Origin of the sequence: Phytohabitans kaempferiae (assembly GCF_042433955.1) — a bacterium.
Classification (GTDB): domain Bacteria; phylum Actinomycetota; class Actinomycetes; order Mycobacteriales; family Micromonosporaceae; genus Phytohabitans; species Phytohabitans kaempferiae.
The window spans coordinates 1-20,281 of record NZ_JBHLUH010000023.1; the positions used below are offsets into that span (position 1 = coordinate 1).

Sequence of the window (20,281 nt, forward strand, 5' to 3'; positions counted from 1 at the left end):
AAGCTGTTCCGCAATCCCCGGCCGGCCAGTGCCGATGCCCATCTCGAAACGGCCGCCCGTGAGCACGGTTAGCGAATGAGCTTCCCACGCAGTGCTCCAAGCCGGGCGCACCGGGGACGCATACACCCAGGTACCCACTCGCAGATCGGTGATCGTCGCCGCAACGGCCAGTGCAGGGCCCGGTGCCGGCTGCCACTGCGGCACGTCGGGCATCAAGATCGTCGAGTAGCCGCTGTCGGCCAACCCACGCAGCTGGTCAAGCCACGTCGGCACGTCGCTTGTGATCGGAGCAACGACTCCGAACCGCAACGACTTGGCCTGTCGTGCCGACGTATTAGTCATGATGATCAACCTTCCTTTGACCCGACCCTCTGCCGAGTTCTCCACCGTGCTACGAACGGGTCGCCTCGGATCCGACAGCACACGACATGAAACCGTTGGTTTGGCCGGCACTCCACTGCGTGAGAGATGGAGTCACAGCGCGACCGAGCAGGTACTCGGCTGACTCCAAGCCGCGATGCCGACCCGTTCTCGGCCTCCTCGGGCGTCACGCACCGTCGCGGTAATAGCATCGCCGACAGGTACGCCCGCTCCACAACATACTGGCACTTCGATGTGGAGCAGGAAGGCGACCCAAGCCATTGGTGAAATCACAACGCCTGCCGATGAGCCCCTACGCCGTACGCATCGACGTCGGCAACGAGAAACCCAGCCGCGTCTGCGCCTAACGTAAATCGGCGTAGTCCCAACCGTCGCCGGCCGCGATCGGGCGCGGGCACTCCGCAGCGAACAGGCGGATTCAATGCCGTCCGCCGGCGACGTTGCCGCCACCACGGGCAAGCTCGGCATGAACATCGAACTGGGCTTCCACAACTGGGCAGCGTAGCCGAGCCGGCGTGCACTACCGACACACTCATCGGTATCCGGATCTGCCGCGATCCGCGCGGCGTGTAGCCGGCCGGACAGGGCGGCGGCTGTCGACCGAGCTGCGGATCCACGGGGATGAAAGGAGCACTCGGTGATTCCGTACGCACTCGCCGGCTGCGGCGCGACGAATATCCCGGCGGTGACGGCGGCGGCACCCAGCAAGGCGGCCCAGCCGCGTGATCGCAGTTTTATCGAACGCATCCTTCAGACCCAAGGGTTGTCGACGTACTGCGTGTAGCGGTAGCCGTTGTTGTAGTAGAGGAACGCGACTACCTCGATGTTGCCGGTCAGGCAGGCCATGTTGTCGGAGAAGCTGCGCACCGTACCGTCGACCCGGTTGCTGCGCGTCACGGTGCTCCGGCAGACGATCCGGGTGTTCACGTCGTGTAGATCGCCTGCGCCAGGTAGCCCGGGTTAGTGCTCAACCGTAGACAGAGCCCTCGACCTTGACTGTGTACCCGGTGTCGTAGAACGTCACGCGCCCCCAGACCGTCCCGTCCGGGCTGCCGAACGACGTACCGATGCCCTGGTCGGCGGCGGCCGGCGCGGCGTTCACCGCCGTGGGTCGTCGCGCCAGTGCCCGACCGGAGCCGGTCCAGGCCGACGGCCGCGATGCTCACGCTCACCACGTGCAACCCGAGGTTCGACAACTACGAACGCCTCGTCGTGCACGCCTAGCTGGTACATCAGCAGCCCTGCCCGGCAGGGCCGGCGCAGCTGCGACCGGGACCAGGTGGATGACGTGGACGAACGTCGGCCACCGGGCAGCCGGTGCCGCGGTCACGTGGCCAGCTCCGACTCCGCCACCACGCGCAGGGCCTGGGCCGCGATCGTGAGTGCCGGGTTCATCGCCGCGCTCGAAGGGAAGAACCCGGCGTCGATCACCCAGAGATTCTCGACGTCGTGGCTGCGGCAGTACCCGTCCAGCACTGAGGTGGCGGGGTCGTTTCCCGCGACGGTGGTGCCGCACATGTGGGCGTTCATGCTGATGTCGAAGGGCTGGGTGGCGATCAGGTCGTAGCCCGCCGCGCGCAGGAGCTTGCGCGACCTGCGCATCAGCTTGCGGTGGGTGGTGGTGCCTCGGGCCTTTCGCGAGACCACGATGCGGCCATCCGGGGCGACGGTGACGCGGTTCTCGGGGTGTGGCAGGTCTTCGGCCATGATCAGCCACTCGACGCTGCGGGCTGCCACCTGGTCGAGGACGAACGTCGGGACGGCCCACGCGTAGGACTTCATCATGGCTCCCTGCACCTTTCCGACCAGCTGCATGACTCCGAGGGGGTAGCCGTCGCCGCCGTCGTGGTACCAGTCGTGAACCGAGAGCGTCTTCTGGAACACGACATCGTTCCTGCGGCTCAGGTCGACGGCCGCGAAGTGCGCGTTGTTGTGCATCATGAAGTTTCGGCCGACCTGGCCTGACGAGTTGGCCAGACCGTGCGGGTGTGACTCGTCAGCCGAGCCGAGCAGCAGCGCCGCGGAGTTGGCCGCTCCGGCGCTCAGGATGAACTTCCGCGCCGTGATCCGCACCGGACCGTCGGCGGTGGTCGCCTCGGCATGCTGGATCGACGTCCCCTTCGGGCCGGCCACGAGCCTGGTCACTCGCACCCCGGTGGCCAGCCGCACGTTGCCTGTCGCGAGCGCGGGTGCGATGGCGCAGGTCTCGGCGTCACTCTTGGCGTCGACGATGCAGGGGAAACCGTCGCAGGTGTAGCAGCGCAGGCAGGACCCTCCCGCGGCGACGTCCAGTCCCATGGCGTTGGCGCTGGGGTGCGCCCCGGCCTCGCGGAGACGTCCGGCGAGGTCGGCGACGTACGGCTCGTGCTCCAGCGCCGGGTGCGGGAACGGTGTGCTGCGCCATGGCTCGGTGGGATCCTCGCCCACCCGACCGTGGACCCGAAACATCGTCTCGGCCGCTCCGTAGAAGGGCTCGATGTCCCGGTAGGAGAAGGGCCAGCCCGGTGACGTGCCGTCGTGGTGCTCGACGGCCTCGAAGTCACTCTCCCGGAAACGGGGCAGGCTGGCGCCGTAGACCTTGGTGTTACCGCCGACCACGTAGTGGACGCCGGGCCGGAAGGAACGGCCGCGATGATCCAGCCACGTCTCGTCGGGCTTGTAGCGACGGTTCAGGAACACCTCGGTGGGTGACCAGTTCTGCGGCTCGCGTGGCATCCGCCAGCCGCGTTCGACGATCAGCACGTCGGCTCCGCGCTCGGCGAGGGCTCGCGCCGTCACCGCTCCACCCATGCCGCTACCGATGACGACGTAGTCGGCGCTCAGCCCTTCGGTCGTGCTGTCGCCGGCCCTGCCAGGATCGGTCGACGTGCCGCTCATCTGCTGCCCCTTCTCATTTAATCGATTGAACTTCACGCTCAACTGGCCGCGCAACAGCCTTGAAGGGTTAAATTCCGGCGACTACCGTGCCAGGGATGGTCCCCCCACCGCCACGCGGACGAGGCGCCTCGCGGGGCGCGGCCGTGCGGGCGTCTCTGCAGAGCATCGCGACAGCGCTGGGCCTCTCCGCGGCAACCGTCTCGAACGTCTACAACCGGCCGGAGCTGGTCGCCGAACAGACCCGCCAGCGGGTCCTGCGCGAGGCGGCGCGGGTCGGCTACCACGGACCGGATCCGGCCGCCCGGCACCTCCGAAGGGGCAGGACCGACACGATCGGGCTGCTGCTCACCGACGAACTGCCGTTCGCCTTCAGCGACCAGGCCGCGGTCGGCTTCCTGGCCGGGGTGGCGGAAGCGTGCGCGTGGAGTGGCCACAACCTCGTGCTGCTGCCCGCGGGCGCGCCCGACCAGCCGCAGCGGACATCGTCGATCCGGACCGCGTCGATGGACGGACTCATTGTCTACTCCGTGGCGGACGACGATCCCCACCTGCGGGCCGCTTGCGACCGCGGCTTGCCGGTCACCGTCGTGGACCAGCCGGCGGCGGGGCCCGACTGGGACTGGGTGGGTCCGGACGACAGGGCCGCGGCTCAAGGGGTCGGCCAGTTGATGGGGGAGGCGGGCCATCGACGCATCGGCGTCATCACCGCCCGCCTGAGCGGTCGCCGGCGCAACGGGCCGGTGATGGATCTGGCCGGTTCGACGTACTACCTCCGCCGGCAACGGATCGAGGGATTTCGTGCGGCTGTGGCGGCGTTCGGGGTCGAGGCGGCCCAGGTGCCGGTCGAGGAGAGGTTCGAGTCGTCGGAGCGGGCAGGCGCCGAGGCGCTCTCCGCGATCCTGGCCCGGCACCCGGACCTGACTGCCGTGTTCTGTCTCTCCGACGTCCTCGCGCTGGGCGCGCTGGCCCGAGCCCGCGAGCTCGGGCTGGACGTGCCGGGTGACCTGAGCGTCGTCGGCTTCGACGACATTCCCCAGGCGTCCGCCGCGGGGCTGACCACGGTTCACCAACCGCTCTCGGCCAAGGGTCGCGTGGCGGGCGAGTTCCTGGTTCGCAGGCTCCAGCGGGCTGACGACGCTTCGCTGATCCGCCATCACACTCTGTCAACCGTGCTCCAGGTTCGACGGTCGTTGAGCGCGCCTGGGCGCTGAGAAATTCGATTGCGCATTCGATTGCGTCGGTCGTAACCAGCCGCTAACGTGGCTGCAATCACTCAGCGACGGAGGCGGTGACAGATGGCGACGGTCTTGGAGCCGGTACGGATCGGGATCCTCGGCGCCGCCCGCGTCGCCCCCGACGCCGTCGTCACGCCGGCGCGGGCCACCGGATCGAGATTGACGGCGATCGCCGCCCGCGACACCGGGCGGGCTCGTCGCTTCGCCGCCGACCACGGGGTCGAGCGAGTGCTGCCGGGGTACGCCGAGGTCGTCGCCGACGAGTCGGTCGACCTGGTCTACAACCCGCTGCCGAACTCGCTGCACACCCCCTGGAACCTGGCCGCGATCTCAGCGGGCAAGCATGTGCTGTCCGAAAAGCCCTTCAGTGCGAACGCGGCCGAGGCGGCGGCTGTGCGGGACGCCGGTGAGTGCGCCGGCGTCGTGGTCGCGGACGGGTTCCACTATCGATATCACCCGGTCACGCTGCGTCTGCTGGAGCTGGTGACGAGGGGTGAGCTCGGCGACGTGCTGGACGTGACGGCCATCGTCGTCATCCCTAGGCCACCCGCGGGAGACCTTCGCCTGTCCGTGGACCTCGCTGGCGGAGCGCTGATGGACGGCGGCTGTTACGCACTCCACGCGGTCTCGCTCGTGAGCGCGGCGCTCGACGGCACGGCGACCTTGCGTGGTGCCGGCGGACGCGAGTTCCCGGACCTCCCTGGGGTGGACGAAAGGGTCGAGGCCCTTTTCGAGCTGCCCGGCGGGGCCGAGGGACACGCGGTTTGCTGGATGGCTGGTGACCGGACCGAGCTGAGCCTCACCGTGACCGGCACCCGTGCCACGGCGCGGGCGGAGAACTTCATCCTTCCCCACATCGACGACCGCCTGACCGTCACCTGGCCGGGCGGCGAACGGGTCGAGCGACTGGGACGCCGCTCCTCCTACACCTACCAACTGCAGGCGGTGTTGCGTGCCATCCGGTACGGAACCCCGCTACCGACCGACAGTTCAGACGCCGTGGCCACGATGGGACTGGTGGACGCCGTCTATCGCGCCGCCTCCCTGCCGCCCCGGCGGTCCTCACCCGTACGACACGTCACCGACAGATAGCTCGAAGTCGAGTCCCTTCGTTGCCGTCAGCGGTACGCAACGGCAGGGCAAACGATCGCGTATCGAATTCTCTCGCTGACTCAACCTGATCACAATCCGGCCCCGGTCGGCCGGTTCCCGACGACGAGGACTCGTTTCATGGATCCAACGATTCCCCTGGTGAAGCTGACAGGCATTCACAAACGGTTCGGCGCGGTGCATTCACTGCGCGGCGTGGACCTCGACGTGATGCCTGGCGAGACGTTCGGCTTGTTGGGCGACAACGCCGCGGGCAAGTCCACCCTCATGAAGGTGCTGACCGGCGTCTACCAACCCGATGCCGGCACGATCGAGCTGGACGGCGTGGAGAGGACATTCCCGACGCCGGCGTCGTCGCGCAACGCCGGAATCGAGATGATCTACCAGGACTTCGCTCTCAGCGACAACCTCGACGTCCGGGCGAACATATTCCTCGGCAGGGAGCCACGCCGCCGGATCCTGGGGCCCTTTCTCCAAGTGGTCGACACGAAGGCTACCGAGCGCGAAACCAAGCGAGTGCTGGAAATGCTCGACATCGAAATCAATCCGCGGCTGAAGGTGCACCGGCTCTCCGGCGGACAACGACAAGCGGTCGCCATCGGCCGGGCCCTCGCCTTCGACGCCCGACTGGTGATCATGGATGAACCCACCGCCAACCTGTCGGTCGCCAAGGTGGACAAGCTGATCGAGGTGACGGCCCGGCTCAAGAAGCTCGGGATCGCGGTCATCATCATCACGCACCGTCTGGACGAGGCGTTCGCGGTGGCCGACCGCATCGCCGTCATGAGGCAGGGATCCGTGGTCGGCCGGTTCGCCGCCGGCGACGTCACCGAGACGCAGGTCGCCCATCTCATCTCACACGGTGCCCTGCCGGAGCAGGACGGCGCGCAGCCCGACGGGTCGAAGCGCCGCCTGTTCGGAAGCACCATCCAGCCGGCCGGAGACCGGTGATGGCCGCCCCCACCTCAGCACCGCTCATGCGGATCCTCAGGCCAGCCCCACTGCCGGAAAAGTCGCGCGCGACGGCTGTCAAGAACTTCGTCGGCGCGTACGGCCTGCCGATCGTCTTCCTGCTCGTGGTCGTCTATCTGTCGATCAGCGCGGAGAACTTTCTCACGGTCACGAACCTGGTCAACGTGGTCCGGCAGTCGTCGATGGTCGGGTTCCTCGCCCTGGGCCTGACCTTCGTCATGATCACCGCCGGCATCGACCTGTCGGTCGGCTCGATCGTCGGCCTGTCGGGCGTCGTCGCGGCCACCATGGCCCCGGGTGACGGCGCGGCATTCCTGCTTCCGATCCTGCTCGGGCTCGCGATCGGTGCACTGGTCGGGGCGATCAACGCCTCGCTGATCATCTTCGGCGGGATCCTTCCGTTCCTCGCGACACTGGCGGTGATGGCCGCCGTCCGGAGTGGATCTCTGATCTTTACCGACGGTCAACCGGTAGCCGGGCTGAGCGAACGCTTCCAGGCACTCGGGACCGGGGAGATCGCGTCCATTCCGGTGCCGGTGATCCTGTTTCTGGCCTGCGCGCTGATAGCGGATTTCATCCTGTCCCGGACCCGCTTCGGCCGGCACGTCTACGCCGTGGGCGGAAACCAGGAGTCGGCGCAGAAGGTCGGCATCTCGGTCCGCGCCGTTCTGGCCCGCGTGTACATCATCGCGGGCGTCCTGGCCGCCATCGGAGGTGTGGTCCTCACCGCGCGGGTGAACGGTGCCGATCCCCTGGCCGGCACCGGATACGAACTTCAGGCGATCGCGGCGGTCGTGATCGGCGGCACCAGTCTCTTCGGCGGGATCGGAACCATACGCGGCACGGTGCTGGGTGTGCTTCTGGTCGGCGTGGTGATGAACGGGCTCAATCTGCTGAACGTCTCGTCCTACTACCAACAGGCCATCCAGGGACTGATCCTTGTCGTCGCCGTACTGCTCAACCGATGGAAGCCGCTGTAAAACGACAACTCCGATCTCGTACTCAAGAAATTCGTAGCGATTCGAGGGAGAAATGATGTGAAGAACTCATTCTTGTCGCGCCGACACGGCGCCGTGACAGCCGTGGCGGCCGCCGTCGCGCTCACGCTGGCCATGACCGGTTGTTCCGACGGCGGCTCGGCCGACGGCTCGGACAAGAAGACCGTTGGGGCGACTCTGCTGAGTCTCCAGTACCCGTTCCTGGTGAAGCTCAACGAGGCGGCGAAGGCGGAGGCCGAGGCCCAGGGCCTCGAACTCATCTCCCTCGATCCGCGCCAGCAGACCTCGACCGAGATGCAGCAGGTCGAGGACCTGATCACCAAGCAGGTGGATCTCGTCGTCATGATCCCCGTGGACCAGAAGATCAGCCAGGCGGCCGCGCGGCGCGTGAACGAGGCGAAGATCCCGCTCCTGCTGGTCAACACGTCCTTCGAGGACTTCGCGGGTGAGTACGTCAGCTACGTGGGCTCCGACGACACGAAGGCCGGCGAGATCCAGGGCCAGTACCTGGTGGACCAGCTGCCCCAGGGCGGAAACGTCATCTACCTCGTCGGCCAGTACGGCGGTGCCGGCACCGAGCGTCGCAAGGCGGGCTTCGAGTCCGTCATCAAGGGCAACGCCAACATCAAGGTCGTCACGGAGCTCGAGGCGCACGGCTCGCGCGCCGAGGCTAAGACGATCATGGAAGATCTGCTGCGCAAGTACCCCAGCGGGCAGGTGCAGGCCGTGATCGCCCAGAGCGACGAGATGGCGATCGGGGCGGCCTCGGCGATCGCCGAGGCGAACCGGCAGAACGACTTCAAGATCGTGATGGGCGTCGACGGGTCCGCTGACGGCCTGAAGTCCGTCGGAGACGGACTGATGACGGCGACCGTGTTCCAGGACGCGGTCGGGCAGGGCAAGACCGCGATGGAGATCGCCAAGAAGATTCTCGATGGCGAGTCCGTCCCGAAGACCGTCGACCTGCCCTTCAAACTCGTCACCAAGGAGAACCTGTCCGAATTCACCGGCTGACCCAGGCGCGGAAGGTGCTGACGCGGCCCCATCGTGCCGGCACCTTCCGGACGTAGGAACCCGATACCGACCAAGAGGAGCACCACATGGACCGCCCGGCCGATGTCGAGCGACTGTCCTCACTGGACCCCCTGATATCGCGCCTGCGCGCGCTCGGCGAGGGGGGCCGGCGGGTGATGGTCGGTCTTGCCGGAGCACCCGGCGCGGGGAAGTCGACACTCGCGCAGGCGCTGGTGGACAGGCTGGAAGCGGGATCCGCGGCGGTCGTGTCGATGGACGGGTTCCACCTCGCCGCCGAGGTGATCGCGGGCACCGAGCTTCAGGCGCGGCGCGGGGCCATCGACACGTACGACGCCGACGGCTTCCTCCACCTGCTCAGGCGGCTGCGTAGCGCGGACGAAGCCGTCGTCCACGCACCCCGCTACGCCCGGGAAATCGAGGATCCGATCGCGGCGGCGATCAGCGTTCCTGGCCACATCCGATACATCGTCGTCGAGGGAAACTATCTGCTCGCCGAACCCCCGGTCTGGCGCTCGGCCCGCGCACAGCTCGACGAGGTCTGGTTCATCGACGTCGCTTCCGAGCTGAGGCTGTCCCGGCTAGTGGAGCGGCATGTAGCATTCGGCAAGAGTCGGGACCAGGCTTTGCTCTGGTCCCACGGAAGCGACGAGGTCAACGCTCGCCTGATCGACGCTGGGCGGGCGTTCGCCGACCTGGTGATCAACGTGGAAGATCTCGCACTGCTGGATAGGGACTAGTGGCCAGTCGGGGACGTTCGGCGGTCACGATGTCCGATGTGGCCCGTGTAGCCGGGGTCTCCAGCTCCACGGTGTCCCACGTCATCAACAACACCAGGTACATCAGCCCGAGCACCCGCAAGGCCGTGCTCGACGCGATCGAGTCCACCGGTTACCTGGCCGACGGGATAGCTCGCTCACTGCGCACCGGCACGACGCAGTCCATCGGCCTGGCCATGTCGGCACTGTCCAACACCTACTTCGCGGCCTTCGTGCACGCCATCGAGAAGGAGATCAGCCGTTCCGGCTTCTCCCTGGTCCTGGCGGACACCCACGACGACCCTGAGCGCGAGGCACGCGCCGTCCAGGAGATCCTCGCGCTCCGGGTCGACGGGATGATCGTCGCGCCGACCAACGGCTCGGTCGCGGCCCTGGACAAGCTGGCCGCGCACAACGTACCCACGATCTTGATCGACCGGGTGCCGCCGGACCCGCTGCGGCGGGGGATGGACGCGATCGGGGTCGAAAACGCCGAGCCGACCGCGCAGTTGGTCGACCACCTGGCCGAGATCGGGCACAGCCGGATCGCGTTCGTCGGTCCCAACTCCGCCCTGTCCACCACCCGCGAGAGACTCGAGGGTTTCCGGGAAGGACTGCGGCGCAACGGGATCGAGGCGGACGACGAGCTGATCACGTCCGGTGGCACGCCGGAGAATCCGACCCCGGCGAGAATCGCCCAGCTGTTCGATCTCGAGGATCCGCCGACGGCGATCGTGGCGGGCAACAACGAGATGACCATCAGCGTGATGCAGCAGCTACGCGGGCACGGACGGCGGGTGCCCGATGACGTGGCACTGGTCTGCTTCGACGACTTCGAGTGGGCAGACCTCTTCGCGCCTCGCCTCACGGCCATGGCCCAGCCCGCCGACGAGATCGGCCGCCGCGCCGTACAGATGCTGTTCGAACGTCTGAAGGACCGCGACCTCGAATCGCGCGTCGTCAGGCTCCCGCCAACCTTCGAACACCGGGACTCCTGCGGCCCCGCGGCGTTGCACCGCCGTCACCGGCGCTGAACTCGCGAGCCCGCCCCCGGCCTTTGGTGCCGGCCGGGCCGGCGCTCGCCGAGCGGCTGCCCGGCGTGCTGGCCGTGCTGTACCACAGGATCGGGGACGGGCTCATTCGCGCGAGGATCGACCCCTTATTGGTGGCCGTTTTCGCTCATAGGATACACGACGAGTTCGGTGAGACGGGCATTGGCCGGCTGGTTGATTGCGAAGGCGATCGACTCCGCAACCGTCTGTGGCTTCAACCGCTCCACATTCGCCACCTCCGCCGGATCGATCCCGGTGTTGAAGGCCCAGGTGGTGTCCACTCCCGCCGGACACACGGCGGTCACCTTGATCCCTTTGGGACTCAATTCCTTGTCCAGGCCGCGGGACAGCCCGACGGTCGCCCATTTGGTTGCGGAGTATGCGGACGCGCCGGCGAATCCGGCCAGTCCGGATATCGATGCCACATTGACGATGTTGCCGCCACCCAGCTTTTCCAGAATCGGGATCAGGGCACGTGTGTAGAGAAAGACGCTCCGCACGTTGATCGCCATCTGCGTGTCGAAGTCTTCGACCGACATGGCCGCCAACGGGCCCAGGATGCCTACACCCGCGTTGTTGACGAGGATGTCGAGCCGCCCAGGAACAGCGCGCGCGTGCTCCACCACACGGGTGACGTCCGTGGGAGAGCTCGCGTCGCCGGGCACCGCGCTCGCCGCGCCGCCAGCGGCCTGGATCTTCGCCACGACGTCGTCCAACTCCGCCTGCTTGCGGGCGGTCAGGACGACATGCGCACCCTGCGCCGCGAGGAGAATCGCGGTCTCCCTGCCAATACCCCGACTCGCTCCGGTAACGATCGCGACTCGTCCGTCAAGCTCGGTCATCACCCAACCTCTTTCCTAGTCTCGGGCACCGTTTACGCCGCCCTCAGGCCGAGCGACAACACGATGCAGGCCGCGGCGCGCGTGTCACCGGTCATAATCGCGAGAGCTGTATCCCGGTCACTGAACGCACTTGTGATCTGCGAACCCTTGACTGGCACCAGCGGGACACCGGGCGGCAGAGTTTTTTCGTAGTCGGCCCAGATATCGGGCTTTTCATCGTCCTCGAACGTCGCCGCCACAGCGCTCTCCACGGTGACGGTGTCGAGAACCGCGGCGAGCACCTCGGTTACGGTGAGGCTTCCCGGTCGCAGGTTCAAAAAAACCTTAGGGACACTGGGGGCCAGAAAAGTGGACGAAGGGAAGTGCCCGTCCACAATGAGCACTTTTCCGGTGTGCCCGCTGCGTGCCAGCGCCGCCAGGATATCCGGGTGAATGATAGTTCCGTTGATCACGCAGGGTCTACCTCCTACACGCGCTCCGCGCATACCGTAATGGTCACGACCTCGGAGTTGCCTCAGCGGCTCGTTCGTATTATGCCGCCCGCGCACTCGATTGCGCAATCGTATGCGCGCGAAAGCTCGTCATACTCGGCAGGGCACTCACGCGGACGCTCGCCCAGTCCGGCGGCGAGGAGGTGCACGAGAGACTCCGACCGGAGCCACGGAGGATCCGTTTCGAGGGGTCGCCGTGATCGGCGCCTTTTCAAGGGACCTTGAGCTACCGCGACGTCCGCGGTGGTCGAGACCCAATGCCACGCACCTTAAGTTGATCTTGGTTCGTGGTGTGTCGTACCCAGCGGTCTTGAGCAGCTTGGCGACCGTGTTCGACCCGACCGCGACCCCTGCCAGGCTGGGATGAGACAGGTGGTCTGAAGATGGTCTGAGCAGGGCGAGTACAGGAAGATTGACGTTGACGATGACTCGAGCCGATCGTAGGGCCGGGGTGACCGATGATGGACCGATGGGTCCTCGGGCAGAGCAGCCGAAGCGGCGGTCGTTCACCGCCGAGTACAAGCTGGCGATGATCGCCGAGTACGATGCGGCGACCGAGCCGGGCGCGAAGGGTGCGCTGCTGCGGCGGGAAGGGCTGTACTCCTCGCACATCATCCAGTGGCGGCGCGCCCGTGACGCCGGCGCGCTCGCTGGGGTGGCGGACAAGCCGAGGCGGCCGGCCCGTAGCCAGGCCGATCGGGACGCTGAGCGGTTGCGGGCGGAGAACGAGCGGCTGCGTGCGGAGCTGGCCAGGACGAAGGCTGCGCTTGATGTTGTGGGAAAAGCACACGCGCTCTTGGGGCTGATCTCCGAGAGCGCGGACACCGATCCGCCGTCGAGCAGGTGATCGATGTCGCCTTCGTCGACCTGGCCGAGCTGACCTCAGCCACACGGGCGTGTGCCGTGCTCGGCAAGTCCCGCGCCACGCACTACCGCCGGCAGCGGCCACAACCGGCTCCCGCTGGGCCGCGGGCGCCGCGGCCGGTGCCGCGTAACGCGCTCACGCCGGCTGAGCGGGCGAGTGTCCTGGCAACGTTGAACCATGAGTCCTTTGTGGACAAGTCACCGGCGCAGGTGTGGGCGACACTGCTGGACGAGGGCACCTATCTGTGTTCGGAGTCGACGATGTACCGGATCCTGCGCGAGCACGGCGGAGTGCGCGAACGTCGCCGGCAGGCCACCCATCCGCCACGCACCCGGCCGGAACTCGTCGCCGACGGGCCGGGGCAAGTGTGGTCATGGGATATCGAGCGCCACGAGGCGCCGCGAACCGGGTGGGGGTGAGAGACCGCCACCGCTGTCCTGTCGCAGCAGGGCGGTGAAGCAGGGGGCAGCCTGATCCGGGAGATGCCGGGGAGGGTGGGAAGCAGCCCCGACAACGACGGGACGCACCGGTACTACCGGACGGTGCGGGTCCGGCAAGCGAGGCGGGAAGGTGGACGCGAGGAACCAGCGGTGTAAAGCCCCTCAAGAGCTACCGCCAGCTCGAACCCGGTGGATGCGGGCTGGATTGCGGTGCGTACCCGCCCCTGATGGGGGTGGGGAACTCCTGGGCTGGTTGATGTCGCCGGTCGGGAGGTCACGGTGAAGGTCTGCGGCGTAGCCGTGGCGATGCCGCAGGGGCATAGCTGGCCACCTCACCTGTCGATCGGTTCGTGGTGAACGTGGGAACCACCCTGGGGTTCCCGTCCGGGGCCTGCCGGCCGGGCAGGTCACGGCGGGTTGGTGCGTCGTCCGCCGATGGCCTCGGGGTGGGGCGGAGGGCTGGTAGTAGTCCGAGGAGGGGAAAGCCGTCCACATGGCGAAGCGGCCCAGCGGGTTCACGCATGTGAGGCACTGCAAGGGTTGGAGGCGCTGGTGAATACCGGTGAACCGTGGCCACACCCGGATGAGGCGTGGCCACGGGTACGGCGGATGCAGACCAAACTGCACCAATGGGCGACCGCAGATCCTGGTCGCCGGTTCCAAGATCTGTTCAACCTCGTTTGTCACCCGGACTTTCTCACGGTGGCGTGGGAACGGGTGAACGGGAACAAGGGAGCACGCACGGCGGGCGTCGACGGGGTGGCCCCGGCGCTGGTCGCCGCGAGCCCAGACATCGTGGTCGCCTTCCTGGCCGACGCGCGGGAGCAGCTCAAGTCCCGCACGTTCACCCCACTGCCGGTGCGGGAACGCATGATTCCCAAGCCGGGCAGTGGGGGCAAGCTGAGAAGGCTCGGCATACCATCCACGATGGACAGACTCGTGCAGGCTTCCCTCGTGCTGGTACTGGAGCCGATCTTCGAGGCGACGTTCAAGCCGGTCAGTTACGGCTTCCGTCCTCGACGGCGATGTCAGGACGCGATCGCCGAGATCCACCACTTCGGCTCCAGGGGTTATCACTGGGTGTTCGAGGCGGACATCACGGCGTGCTTCGACGAGCTGTCACACTCCGCGATCCTTGAGCGGGTGGGTATGCGCGTCGGGGACAAGCGCGTCCTGGCCCTGGTCAAAGCCTTCCTCAAGGCCGGCATTATGGCCGAGACGGGCCAGGTCAGAGACTCCGTAACCGGCACGCCCCAGGGCGGTATCGCAAGCCCGTTGCTGGCCAACATCGCGCTTTCGGTGTTGGACGAGCACTTCTGCGCCAAGTGGGACGCCCACGGCGCGGACTGGCGGCGGGCGGCACACCGCCGGCGCGGCGGAGCCACCTACAAGATCGTCCGCTACGCAGACGACTTTGTGATCATGGTGAACGGCTCCGAGACGCATGCGCAGGCACTGTGGGACGAGGTCGCGCAGGTGCTGGCCCCGCTGGGGTTGCGCCTGTCACCGGCCAAGACCCGCGTCTGCCACCTGGACGAGGGGTTCGTCTTCTTGGGGTTTCACATCCAGCGACGCCGCAAGAGAGGAACGCAGAAGAAGTACGTCTACACCTACCCGTCGAAGAAGGCCCTTGCCTCGATCACGGGCAAGGTGCGGGCGTTGACGAACAGATCGCGGCACAAGACGCTGTTCGACCTGCTGCGCCAGCTCAACCCGGCGCTGCGGGGATGGTGCAACTATTTCCGGCACGGCGTGTCCGGGGCCACCTTCCACTACCTGGACCAGTTCGTCTGGAACCGGGTCACCCGGTGGCTGCTCAAACGACACGCACGGATCACCTGGAAGGACCTCTACCGGCGATTCCTGACCGCAAGACCAGGACACCGCCCGGCCGAGGGCAAGGAGGTGCTGTTCATGTGCCAGAAGGTAGAGATCACCCGCTACCGCTGGCGCGGATACCGCATCCCCACACCATGGACCAGCGTTCGAACTGTCGAAACCGCGTAGCCAACGGGAACCCGTGGAGCGCCGGATGCACGGAAACGGGCTCGTCCGGTGCGGAGGGCGGGCCGGGGAAACGGGCCGGCAGAGATGCCGGAACCGCGCCCCGGTCCGACCCACCACGAAGCTCCACGGCCCGACGAAGGGCGTCTACTACGACCTGTACGTCATCATCGACATCTACTCCCGCTACGTCCCTGGCTGGCTGGTCGCGCCGACCGAGACCGGTGACCTGGCCAAGGAGTTCATCACCGACACGATCGCCGCCGCTGGTGCGCCGCCACGGGTCGTGCACGCCGACCGGGGCACCTCCATGACGTCCAAACCCGTCGCGTTGCTGCTGGCCGACCTCGGCGTGGTCCGCAGTCACAGCCGCCCGAAAGTCAGCAACGACAACCCCTACAGCGAATCAGCGTTCAAGACCTTGAAGTACTGCCCCGCATTTCCCGACCGGTTCGGCTCAATCGCCGACGCCCGCGCGTTCTGCGAGGAGTTCTTCGCCTACTACAACCACGAGCACCGCCACAGCGGCATCGGCCTGCACACCCCGGCGTCGGTCCACCACGGCACCGCGGGCGAGGTCCGGGCACTACGCGCGGAAGTCCTCAACGCCGCCCACGCCCGCCACCCCGACCGGTTCCGGCGCCCGCCCCGACCACCAGCACTGCCGAAAGCGGTCTGGATCAACCGGCCGACGTTGGAAGTGGTTACACAGAATAACTAAAAAGATCTTGTCTCAATGATCTTGACAGATTCCGCATCAGCAGCGCCGTCCTCGATCGGGCCGACCACGCCGAGCCGGACACGTCGGCCGATTTCGAGCTGGACGTTCAGGTGAGGTCCGACGTGGCTGACGGCTACGCCGTCCGGTGCTGCGACACCAGCGACAACTGCGCTGCTACGTGCGCCAGTAGCTGACCTGATGACCAGACGGTCGTGGGCCAGCGGTTGTGGCCCACGATCCGCGGGCCGGATGAGCGGGGGTGAGCCGTGACCGGCATGAAGGAGCCGCTGTACCGGCATGCGGGTGGAGCGATGCTCCCCGCGCAGGCGGGGATGATCCGCCGATGTGTGGCCCCGCCGTTCGCCGGGCCGTGCTCCCCGAGCACGCGGGGATGGTCCACGGCGGTCCTCAACCGCCACGGCGCTGTCAAGCGGTGGCGCCGTGCTGCGCGACTTGCCTCAAGGTCCCGGCTTCACGGGGAGCACAACGCGCACGCCGACGCGGACCTGAAGTTTGAGGGACCATCCGCCGGGTGCGCGGGGAGCACGCCGACAGGCTCGGCGACGAGGTCGAGGGACCATCCCCGCGTGCGTTGGGAGCGGCTCGGCGTGCACAGACGATTCGCGTAACCTTGCCGCGACGGCAGTCGTGCGACTACAGCGTCTTGAACGCTGCGGCGATGACCGCGCGGGCGTTGTCTCCGTAGTGGGCTGCTTGGTCGAAGCGGTCGAAGACGCTGGTGTACAGCGCGACTTCGTCTGGATCGCGTACATGGATCTCTGCCGCGATGGTCTCGAAGGTCACAAGGGCATCGTCGAAGATCCAGAAGCCGTTGAGTGGCGCGACGGGAAGGCGTGCTGTGAAGGGCAGGATGCCGAGCTTCAAATTGGGCAGCCCGGATGCCATGGTGAGGCGGTCAAGTTGTCCACGCATAACGTCCGGTGGGCACAGCCGGTTGTGCAGGACGTTCTCCATGAGGATGAAGTGGAACGCCTTGCTGGTGTCGTAGAGGGCTTGTTGCCGTTGCATCCGAGCGGTCAGGGCTGCGGATACGTCTTCGGGGATGTTGTGCAGGTCGGGTTGTTCGGCGATGCGATGGCGGGCGTAGTCAGCGGTCTGAAGTAGGCCGGGGACCACTGTGGTCTCCAGACCACGGATCATCGTGACGCGGGCTTCGAGGCGGAGGAAGTTGAGTTGCTTTCGGCGTACGCCGGAGCGGAACTCGCGCCGCCAGACCGCGTAGTCCGATTCGATGTTGGTCAGGAGTGACGTGAGGTCTTGGACGAGGTCCGGGTGAGCTTCGGTGGCCTCGACCCATGCCTCAATGTCTTCGCGGGTGGCTGTCTGCTTGCCACACTCAAGTCGCGAGACTTTCGACTGCACCCAGCCGAGTTGGCGGGCTAGGGCGACGCCGGTAATGCGCGCGTTGCGGCGTAGCTCGCGCAGCCTGACTCCAAGCAACTCGCGGTTACGTTGAAAGTCGGACAAGGCTGGTCTCGTTCAGAGGCCGAACTGGTTGCTGGCGCTGTAGTCGGCGTAGGAGATCGCGTGGCGGATTGCTCGGTCGCGTGCCGCGTTGTGGGCCGCCACGGTCGTTGAGTCCTCGATCATCTCGATGCCCTGGAACAGGCCGTCGGCGTCGAAGTGCATGATGCCCAGCAGGGTGTCGTCGAAGAGCCAGAAGTCGTAGTCGGGTAGGCCGAGTCCAGCAACTCTTGATCGTGGCAGGATGCGGATGTCTTCGCCGGCCTCCAAGTTGGCTGGTGTGACGGCGAGTTCGAACCGCTGGTAGTCCGTAGGCGGCTTACTGACCAGGCGGACCCGCTGCATCCTCCGGCCGGAGGCGGTGATGCTGCGGATGCCGGCCAACCAGGTCTGGTGCCAGTCGAGGTCGTAGGGCTCGCCAGCGAGGAACCTCCGGAAGGCCTCCGCTTCGTCGGACACGGCATAATGATCCCGCGTCTCCAACCGGAATGCCGTGTGGACGTAGGTGCTGAAGAGCCGGTTGAAGTCCTCGCCGGCGAGCCTTTTCATGGTCAGCCGAGTTCCCGTGCGATCTCCTTGAGCAGCGCCTCTGGTACTTCCACAGCCGTTTCGTGACTGGGCAGGTTCAGGGTGTGGAGGGCTTGGGGGTCATCGATCTTGTAGCCCTGGACGACGAACGTGCCGCGGTCGGTCCGATACAGCGTAGGGCTCTGGCCGCCGTTGGAATCCTTGCGGATGAAGGTCAGGTGCATTGCGCGCCTCCTCGGCGTTGCGGTGTTGCCCGACTGACACGCAGTATGCGCGACCGGGCATCGCGATCGCAATGCTAGGACAGTCCGGTGCCTGGACTGAGTTGGCAGAGCATAAACCTGCATATGCTTGATCTGATCTCCAGATGCTGAACATACTCGGGGTCGTCCCTGCTGCCGTACTGCCATCAGGGGCTGCGGCTGCAGGTGGGTGGCCCGCACCAGGGTGCGGCGCGGGCCACCAATCAGGAGACGACCCATGGGAATCGGAGCATGAAGCATTGGCGAGGTTGCAGGCACATTCCTTGCGAAGCTCCGCGTCTGGACGAGGTTCAGCTCCAGACGTCATGCCGCGCACCGCACCACTTGCTGGCAGTCATCGACACTTCGCTACTGCCGTGCCCTACCTCGACGGCTACTGAATTGGGGGAGCTGACGGTGCGGAACAAGAAAGACCAGTCCGAGCCGTCGTTGCGGGCCCTGTCTGCTGGGCGGGCGGCTACGGGCGCTGCGTGAGGACCGGGGGTTGACGCTGCGGTATGTGTCCAAGTACCTCGGCGGGGACTACAACCACGTGAGGGAGGTCGAACACGGCTTGCGGAGATCTCATCAGGGTGAGGTTGTCGAGCTGCTTGACCTGTATGGCGTGTATGAGCAAGGCGAGCGTGAGTTTCTGGTCGGGTTGGCGCGGGATGCGTTTCGGCTGCCTCTGTGGGAGGGCGACTTCGACGCCCCTGCGCTTGAGGTGTCGTTGTTGGACAGTCTGTGGCTGGAGTCCGTGGCGGAGCGGATCCGCTGTTACAGCGCCGTGATAGTGCCGGACCTGTTGCAGACGTCGGGATATGCGGAGGCTGTGGTCCAGCGGGAGTACGGGTCGCAGGTGTCCGAGCAGGAGTTGGCGTGGCGGGCGCGGGCGTACAGCCGCCGTCAGCGTGAGGTGTTCGATCGTCGGCCGCCGGTGGGCGTGCAGGCAGTGGTCGCGGAGGCGGCGCTGCACCGTCCGGTCGGTGCGGCAGAGGAGGCGCGGCGGGCCCAGTTGGACCGCCTCGCAACCGGTCGCGAGGGCGGAGCGGTACAGGTGCGCGTGCTGCCCACCGCAGCCAGCTACGCACCGGGGATGGACGGCTCGTTCACCGTGTTCGACCTGCCCCGGGCCGATGTACCGACGGTCGCCTGTAGCCCGCACGCAGGCGGCGTCGCCATCCACGACGGTGTCGCCGGCAGGTGGTACGCGGACGCGTTCGACCGGCTGTGGGAGGCGGCGCTATCGGCGGCGGACTCGACGCGGCTGATCATGGACCTGATGCAAGAGCTGTCCACGCATTCGATGAGGTGAAAGGAGAAGGTGTCGCACGATGCCAACCGAGCGAAAGCAGTTCGTGCAAACCGTTCGGTCCCAGGTGCTCGGGGACCGGATGCGACAACTGCGGGAGGACCGCGGGCTGACACTGAAGTACATCGCCGCCTACCTCGGCGTGGAGTTCTCCACGCTCGCGCGGTACGAACGGGCCGAGTGGCCGTTCCGCCGCGACCACGTGATCGCCTTGCTGGACGTGTACGGCGTGTACGACGACGCCGCACGCGTCCACCTGGTTGAGTTGGCGCAGGAGGCGTGGAGGGTCAACCTTTGGCAACCCACCGACCACCAGCAACCCGACCCCAGCGGCGGCGAGGTGGTCATCGACGACTGGTGGGTACAGCAGCGGGCCGTGGAGTTGTGCGTCTACGCCAACCTGACGATCCCGGAGGTGGTCCAAACCCGCGACTACACCGAAGCGGTCCTCGCCCGCAGCGTGCAGCAGCCGATGCTGGTCGACAAGCTTGTGCGCCGGCAGATCGACAAGCAGCAAACCTTGGAGGACAAGAAGCCAGCCACCCGGCTGGATATCCTGATCGAGGAACCTGTGCTCTACCGCCCAGTGGGCGGGCAGGCCGTGCTGAGCCAACAGCTACAGCACCTGACCCGGCTGACCCAACTGCGGCCCCACATCAAGGTTCGGATCGTACCGACCCGGGTCGGCTGGCACGCGGGTATCGACGGCGCCTTCACCCTGTGCGAGATGCAACGCCCCTACCCACCAGTCGCCCTGGTACATCACCTCGACGGCCGCCTCATCCTCGAAGCCGCAGCCGCCAAACGCTACAGGGACGCGTTCGACAAACTCCGCGAGGTCGCGTTGAGCCCAACCGAGTCGTCCGCCCTGATCGCCACCCTCGCCGACCCCACACCTGTCACCAGTAACAGCGACACACGCGCAGCCTGAACCCC

General features: G+C 66.7%; 22 protein-coding genes and 1 pseudogene. 14 read left to right on the forward strand and 9 right to left on the reverse strand.

What is annotated here, in order from left to right; all coding sequences use genetic code 11:
- The 4 genes from ACFFIA_RS15105 to ACFFIA_RS15120 all read right to left on the reverse strand — a co-directional run.
- On the reverse strand, window positions 1-342 hold a 342-nt coding region (locus ACFFIA_RS15105), incomplete at its 3' end, for an LLM class flavin-dependent oxidoreductase (RefSeq protein ID WP_377251299.1).
- A 789-nt stretch (window positions 343-1,131) separates the two neighbouring features.
- Window positions 1,132-1,308: a hypothetical protein gene (locus ACFFIA_RS15110; protein ID WP_377251301.1), complete on the reverse strand. Its 177-nt coding sequence runs from the start codon at window positions 1,306-1,308 to the stop codon at window positions 1,132-1,134.
- 40 nt (window positions 1,309-1,348) lie between these two features.
- Entirely contained in the window at window positions 1,349-1,483 is a 135-nt protein-coding gene (locus ACFFIA_RS15115; RefSeq protein WP_377251303.1) for a hypothetical protein, read from the reverse strand.
- Between the two features lie 224 nt (window positions 1,484-1,707).
- A complete protein-coding gene (locus ACFFIA_RS15120) occupies window positions 1,708-3,312 on the reverse strand; it encodes a GMC oxidoreductase (RefSeq protein ID WP_377251305.1) in 1,605 nt (534 codons plus the stop codon).
- A gap of 89 nt (window positions 3,313-3,401) precedes the next feature.
- Between ACFFIA_RS15120 and ACFFIA_RS15125 the strand changes: the two genes are divergently transcribed.
- The 7 genes from ACFFIA_RS15125 to ACFFIA_RS15155 all read left to right on the forward strand — a co-directional run bounded on the left by ACFFIA_RS15125 (window position 3,402) and on the right by ACFFIA_RS15155 (window position 10,397).
- Window positions 3,402-4,469: a LacI family DNA-binding transcriptional regulator gene (locus ACFFIA_RS15125; protein ID WP_377251307.1), complete on the forward strand. Its 1,068-nt coding sequence runs from the start codon at window positions 3,402-3,404 to the stop codon at window positions 4,467-4,469.
- A gap of 84 nt (window positions 4,470-4,553) precedes the next feature.
- Complete coding sequence (locus ACFFIA_RS15130) at window positions 4,554-5,585, forward strand: Gfo/Idh/MocA family protein (protein WP_377251309.1); 1,032 nt, start codon at window positions 4,554-4,556, stop codon at window positions 5,583-5,585.
- Between the two features lie 138 nt (window positions 5,586-5,723).
- The gene (locus ACFFIA_RS15135; protein ID WP_377251311.1) at window positions 5,724-6,554 is read left to right on the forward strand and encodes an ATP-binding cassette domain-containing protein; all 831 of its coding nucleotides are present in this window, start codon (window positions 5,724-5,726) and stop codon (window positions 6,552-6,554) included.
- 26 nt (window positions 6,555-6,580) lie between these two features.
- On the forward strand, window positions 6,581-7,555 hold the full coding sequence (locus ACFFIA_RS15140) for an ABC transporter permease (RefSeq protein ID WP_377251557.1): 975 nt from the start codon (window positions 6,581-6,583) through the stop codon (window positions 7,553-7,555).
- 57 nt (window positions 7,556-7,612) lie between these two features.
- Window positions 7,613-8,587, forward strand: a complete 975-nt coding sequence (locus tag ACFFIA_RS15145) for a sugar ABC transporter substrate-binding protein (protein WP_377251313.1) — start codon at window positions 7,613-7,615, stop codon at window positions 8,585-8,587.
- A gap of 86 nt (window positions 8,588-8,673) precedes the next feature.
- Window positions 8,674-9,345, forward strand: a complete 672-nt coding sequence (locus ACFFIA_RS15150) for a nucleoside/nucleotide kinase family protein (RefSeq protein WP_377251315.1) — start codon at window positions 8,674-8,676, stop codon at window positions 9,343-9,345.
- A gap of 38 nt (window positions 9,346-9,383) precedes the next feature.
- Window positions 9,384-10,397 carry a LacI family DNA-binding transcriptional regulator gene (locus tag ACFFIA_RS15155; protein WP_377251317.1) on the forward strand — a complete coding sequence of 338 codons (1,014 nt, stop codon included), beginning with the start codon at window positions 9,384-9,386 and terminating at the stop codon, window positions 10,395-10,397.
- Between the two features lie 125 nt (window positions 10,398-10,522).
- On the opposite strand, the gene ACFFIA_RS15160 is transcribed toward ACFFIA_RS15155, so the two are convergent.
- Complete coding sequence (locus tag ACFFIA_RS15160) at window positions 10,523-11,257, reverse strand: SDR family oxidoreductase (protein ID WP_377251319.1); 735 nt, start codon at window positions 11,255-11,257, stop codon at window positions 10,523-10,525.
- A gap of 32 nt (window positions 11,258-11,289) precedes the next feature.
- Entirely contained in the window at window positions 11,290-11,709 is a 420-nt protein-coding gene (locus ACFFIA_RS15165; RefSeq protein ID WP_377251321.1) for an RbsD/FucU domain-containing protein, read from the reverse strand.
- 568 nt (window positions 11,710-12,277) lie between these two features.
- On the opposite strand from ACFFIA_RS15165, the gene ACFFIA_RS15170 reads away from it, so the two are divergent.
- The 5 genes and pseudogenes from ACFFIA_RS15170 (at window position 12,278) to ACFFIA_RS15190 (ending at window position 15,972) form a co-directional block, all read left to right on the forward strand.
- Window positions 12,278-12,595: a hypothetical protein gene (locus ACFFIA_RS15170; protein WP_377251323.1), complete on the forward strand. Its 318-nt coding sequence runs from the start codon at window positions 12,278-12,280 to the stop codon at window positions 12,593-12,595.
- Complete coding sequence (locus ACFFIA_RS15175) at window positions 12,592-13,032, forward strand: hypothetical protein (protein WP_377251325.1); 441 nt, start codon at window positions 12,592-12,594, stop codon at window positions 13,030-13,032. Before ACFFIA_RS15170 ends, ACFFIA_RS15175 begins: the two co-directional genes overlap by 4 nt.
- A 630-nt stretch (window positions 13,033-13,662) precedes the next feature.
- The gene (gene ltrA, locus ACFFIA_RS15180; protein ID WP_377251327.1) at window positions 13,663-15,060 is read left to right on the forward strand and encodes a group II intron reverse transcriptase/maturase; all 1,398 of its coding nucleotides are present in this window, start codon (window positions 13,663-13,665) and stop codon (window positions 15,058-15,060) included.
- A gap of 115 nt (window positions 15,061-15,175) precedes the next feature.
- Window positions 15,176-15,778 (forward strand): annotated as a pseudogene (locus ACFFIA_RS15185) (transposase); the annotation flags it as partial.
- A 98-nt stretch (window positions 15,779-15,876) separates the two neighbouring features.
- Window positions 15,877-15,972, forward strand: coding sequence for a hypothetical protein (locus tag ACFFIA_RS15190; protein ID WP_377251559.1), 96 nt, complete (start codon window positions 15,877-15,879; stop codon window positions 15,970-15,972).
- 460 nt (window positions 15,973-16,432) lie between these two features.
- Here ACFFIA_RS15190 and ACFFIA_RS15195 read toward each other — a convergent pair whose 3' ends face one another.
- From ACFFIA_RS15195 to ACFFIA_RS15205, 3 genes are read right to left on the reverse strand one after another with little or no spacing between them, the layout of a single operon-like run.
- On the reverse strand, window positions 16,433-17,266 hold the full coding sequence (locus ACFFIA_RS15195) for a helix-turn-helix domain-containing protein (protein ID WP_377251329.1): 834 nt from the start codon (window positions 17,264-17,266) through the stop codon (window positions 16,433-16,435).
- Window positions 17,267-17,278: 12 nt separating this feature from the next.
- Window positions 17,279-17,812, reverse strand: coding sequence for a DUF6879 family protein (locus tag ACFFIA_RS15200; protein WP_377251331.1), 534 nt, complete (start codon window positions 17,810-17,812; stop codon window positions 17,279-17,281).
- A gap of 2 nt (window positions 17,813-17,814) precedes the next feature.
- Entirely contained in the window at window positions 17,815-18,015 is a 201-nt protein-coding gene (locus ACFFIA_RS15205; RefSeq protein WP_377251333.1) for a hypothetical protein, read from the reverse strand.
- A 484-nt stretch (window positions 18,016-18,499) separates the two neighbouring features.
- On the opposite strand from ACFFIA_RS15205, the gene ACFFIA_RS15210 reads away from it, so the two are divergent.
- Together ACFFIA_RS15210 and ACFFIA_RS15215 are read left to right on the forward strand one after the other, a co-directional pair.
- Window positions 18,500-19,348 (forward strand): helix-turn-helix domain-containing protein, encoded by an 849-nt coding sequence (locus ACFFIA_RS15210; protein WP_377251561.1) that lies wholly within the window; start codon window positions 18,500-18,502, stop codon window positions 19,346-19,348.
- Window positions 19,349-19,367: 19 nt separating this feature from the next.
- Entirely contained in the window at window positions 19,368-20,276 is a 909-nt protein-coding gene (locus ACFFIA_RS15215) for a helix-turn-helix domain-containing protein (protein WP_377251335.1), read from the forward strand.
- Window positions 20,277-20,281 lie beyond the last annotated feature (5 nt).

What these genes read in the sequence shown, in the direction of transcription:
- ACFFIA_RS15130 (WP_377251309.1), top strand. Translation starts at nt 4,554, where the DNA reads ATGGCGACGGTCTTGGAGCCGGTACGGATCGGGATCCTCGGCGCCGCC.
- ACFFIA_RS15135 (WP_377251311.1), top strand. Translation starts at nt 5,724, where the DNA reads ATGGATCCAACGATTCCCCTGGTGAAGCTGACAGGCATTCACAAACGG.
- ACFFIA_RS15140 (WP_377251557.1), top strand. Translation starts at nt 6,581, where the DNA reads ATGCGGATCCTCAGGCCAGCCCCACTGCCGGAAAAGTCGCGCGCGACG.
- ACFFIA_RS15150 (WP_377251315.1), top strand. Translation starts at nt 8,674, where the DNA reads ATGGACCGCCCGGCCGATGTCGAGCGACTGTCCTCACTGGACCCCCTG.
- ACFFIA_RS15160 (WP_377251319.1), bottom strand. Translation starts at nt 11,257, where the DNA reads ATGACCGAGCTTGACGGACGAGTCGCGATCGTTACCGGAGCGAGTCGG.
- ACFFIA_RS15170 (WP_377251323.1), top strand. Translation starts at nt 12,278, where the DNA reads ATGATCGCCGAGTACGATGCGGCGACCGAGCCGGGCGCGAAGGGTGCG.
- ltrA (WP_377251327.1), top strand. Translation starts at nt 13,663, where the DNA reads ATGCAGACCAAACTGCACCAATGGGCGACCGCAGATCCTGGTCGCCGG.
- ACFFIA_RS15200 (WP_377251331.1), bottom strand. Translation starts at nt 17,812, where the DNA reads ATGAAAAGGCTCGCCGGCGAGGACTTCAACCGGCTCTTCAGCACCTAC.
- ACFFIA_RS15205 (WP_377251333.1), bottom strand. Translation starts at nt 18,015, where the DNA reads ATGCACCTGACCTTCATCCGCAAGGATTCCAACGGCGGCCAGAGCCCT.
- ACFFIA_RS15215 (WP_377251335.1), top strand. Translation starts at nt 19,368, where the DNA reads ATGCCAACCGAGCGAAAGCAGTTCGTGCAAACCGTTCGGTCCCAGGTG.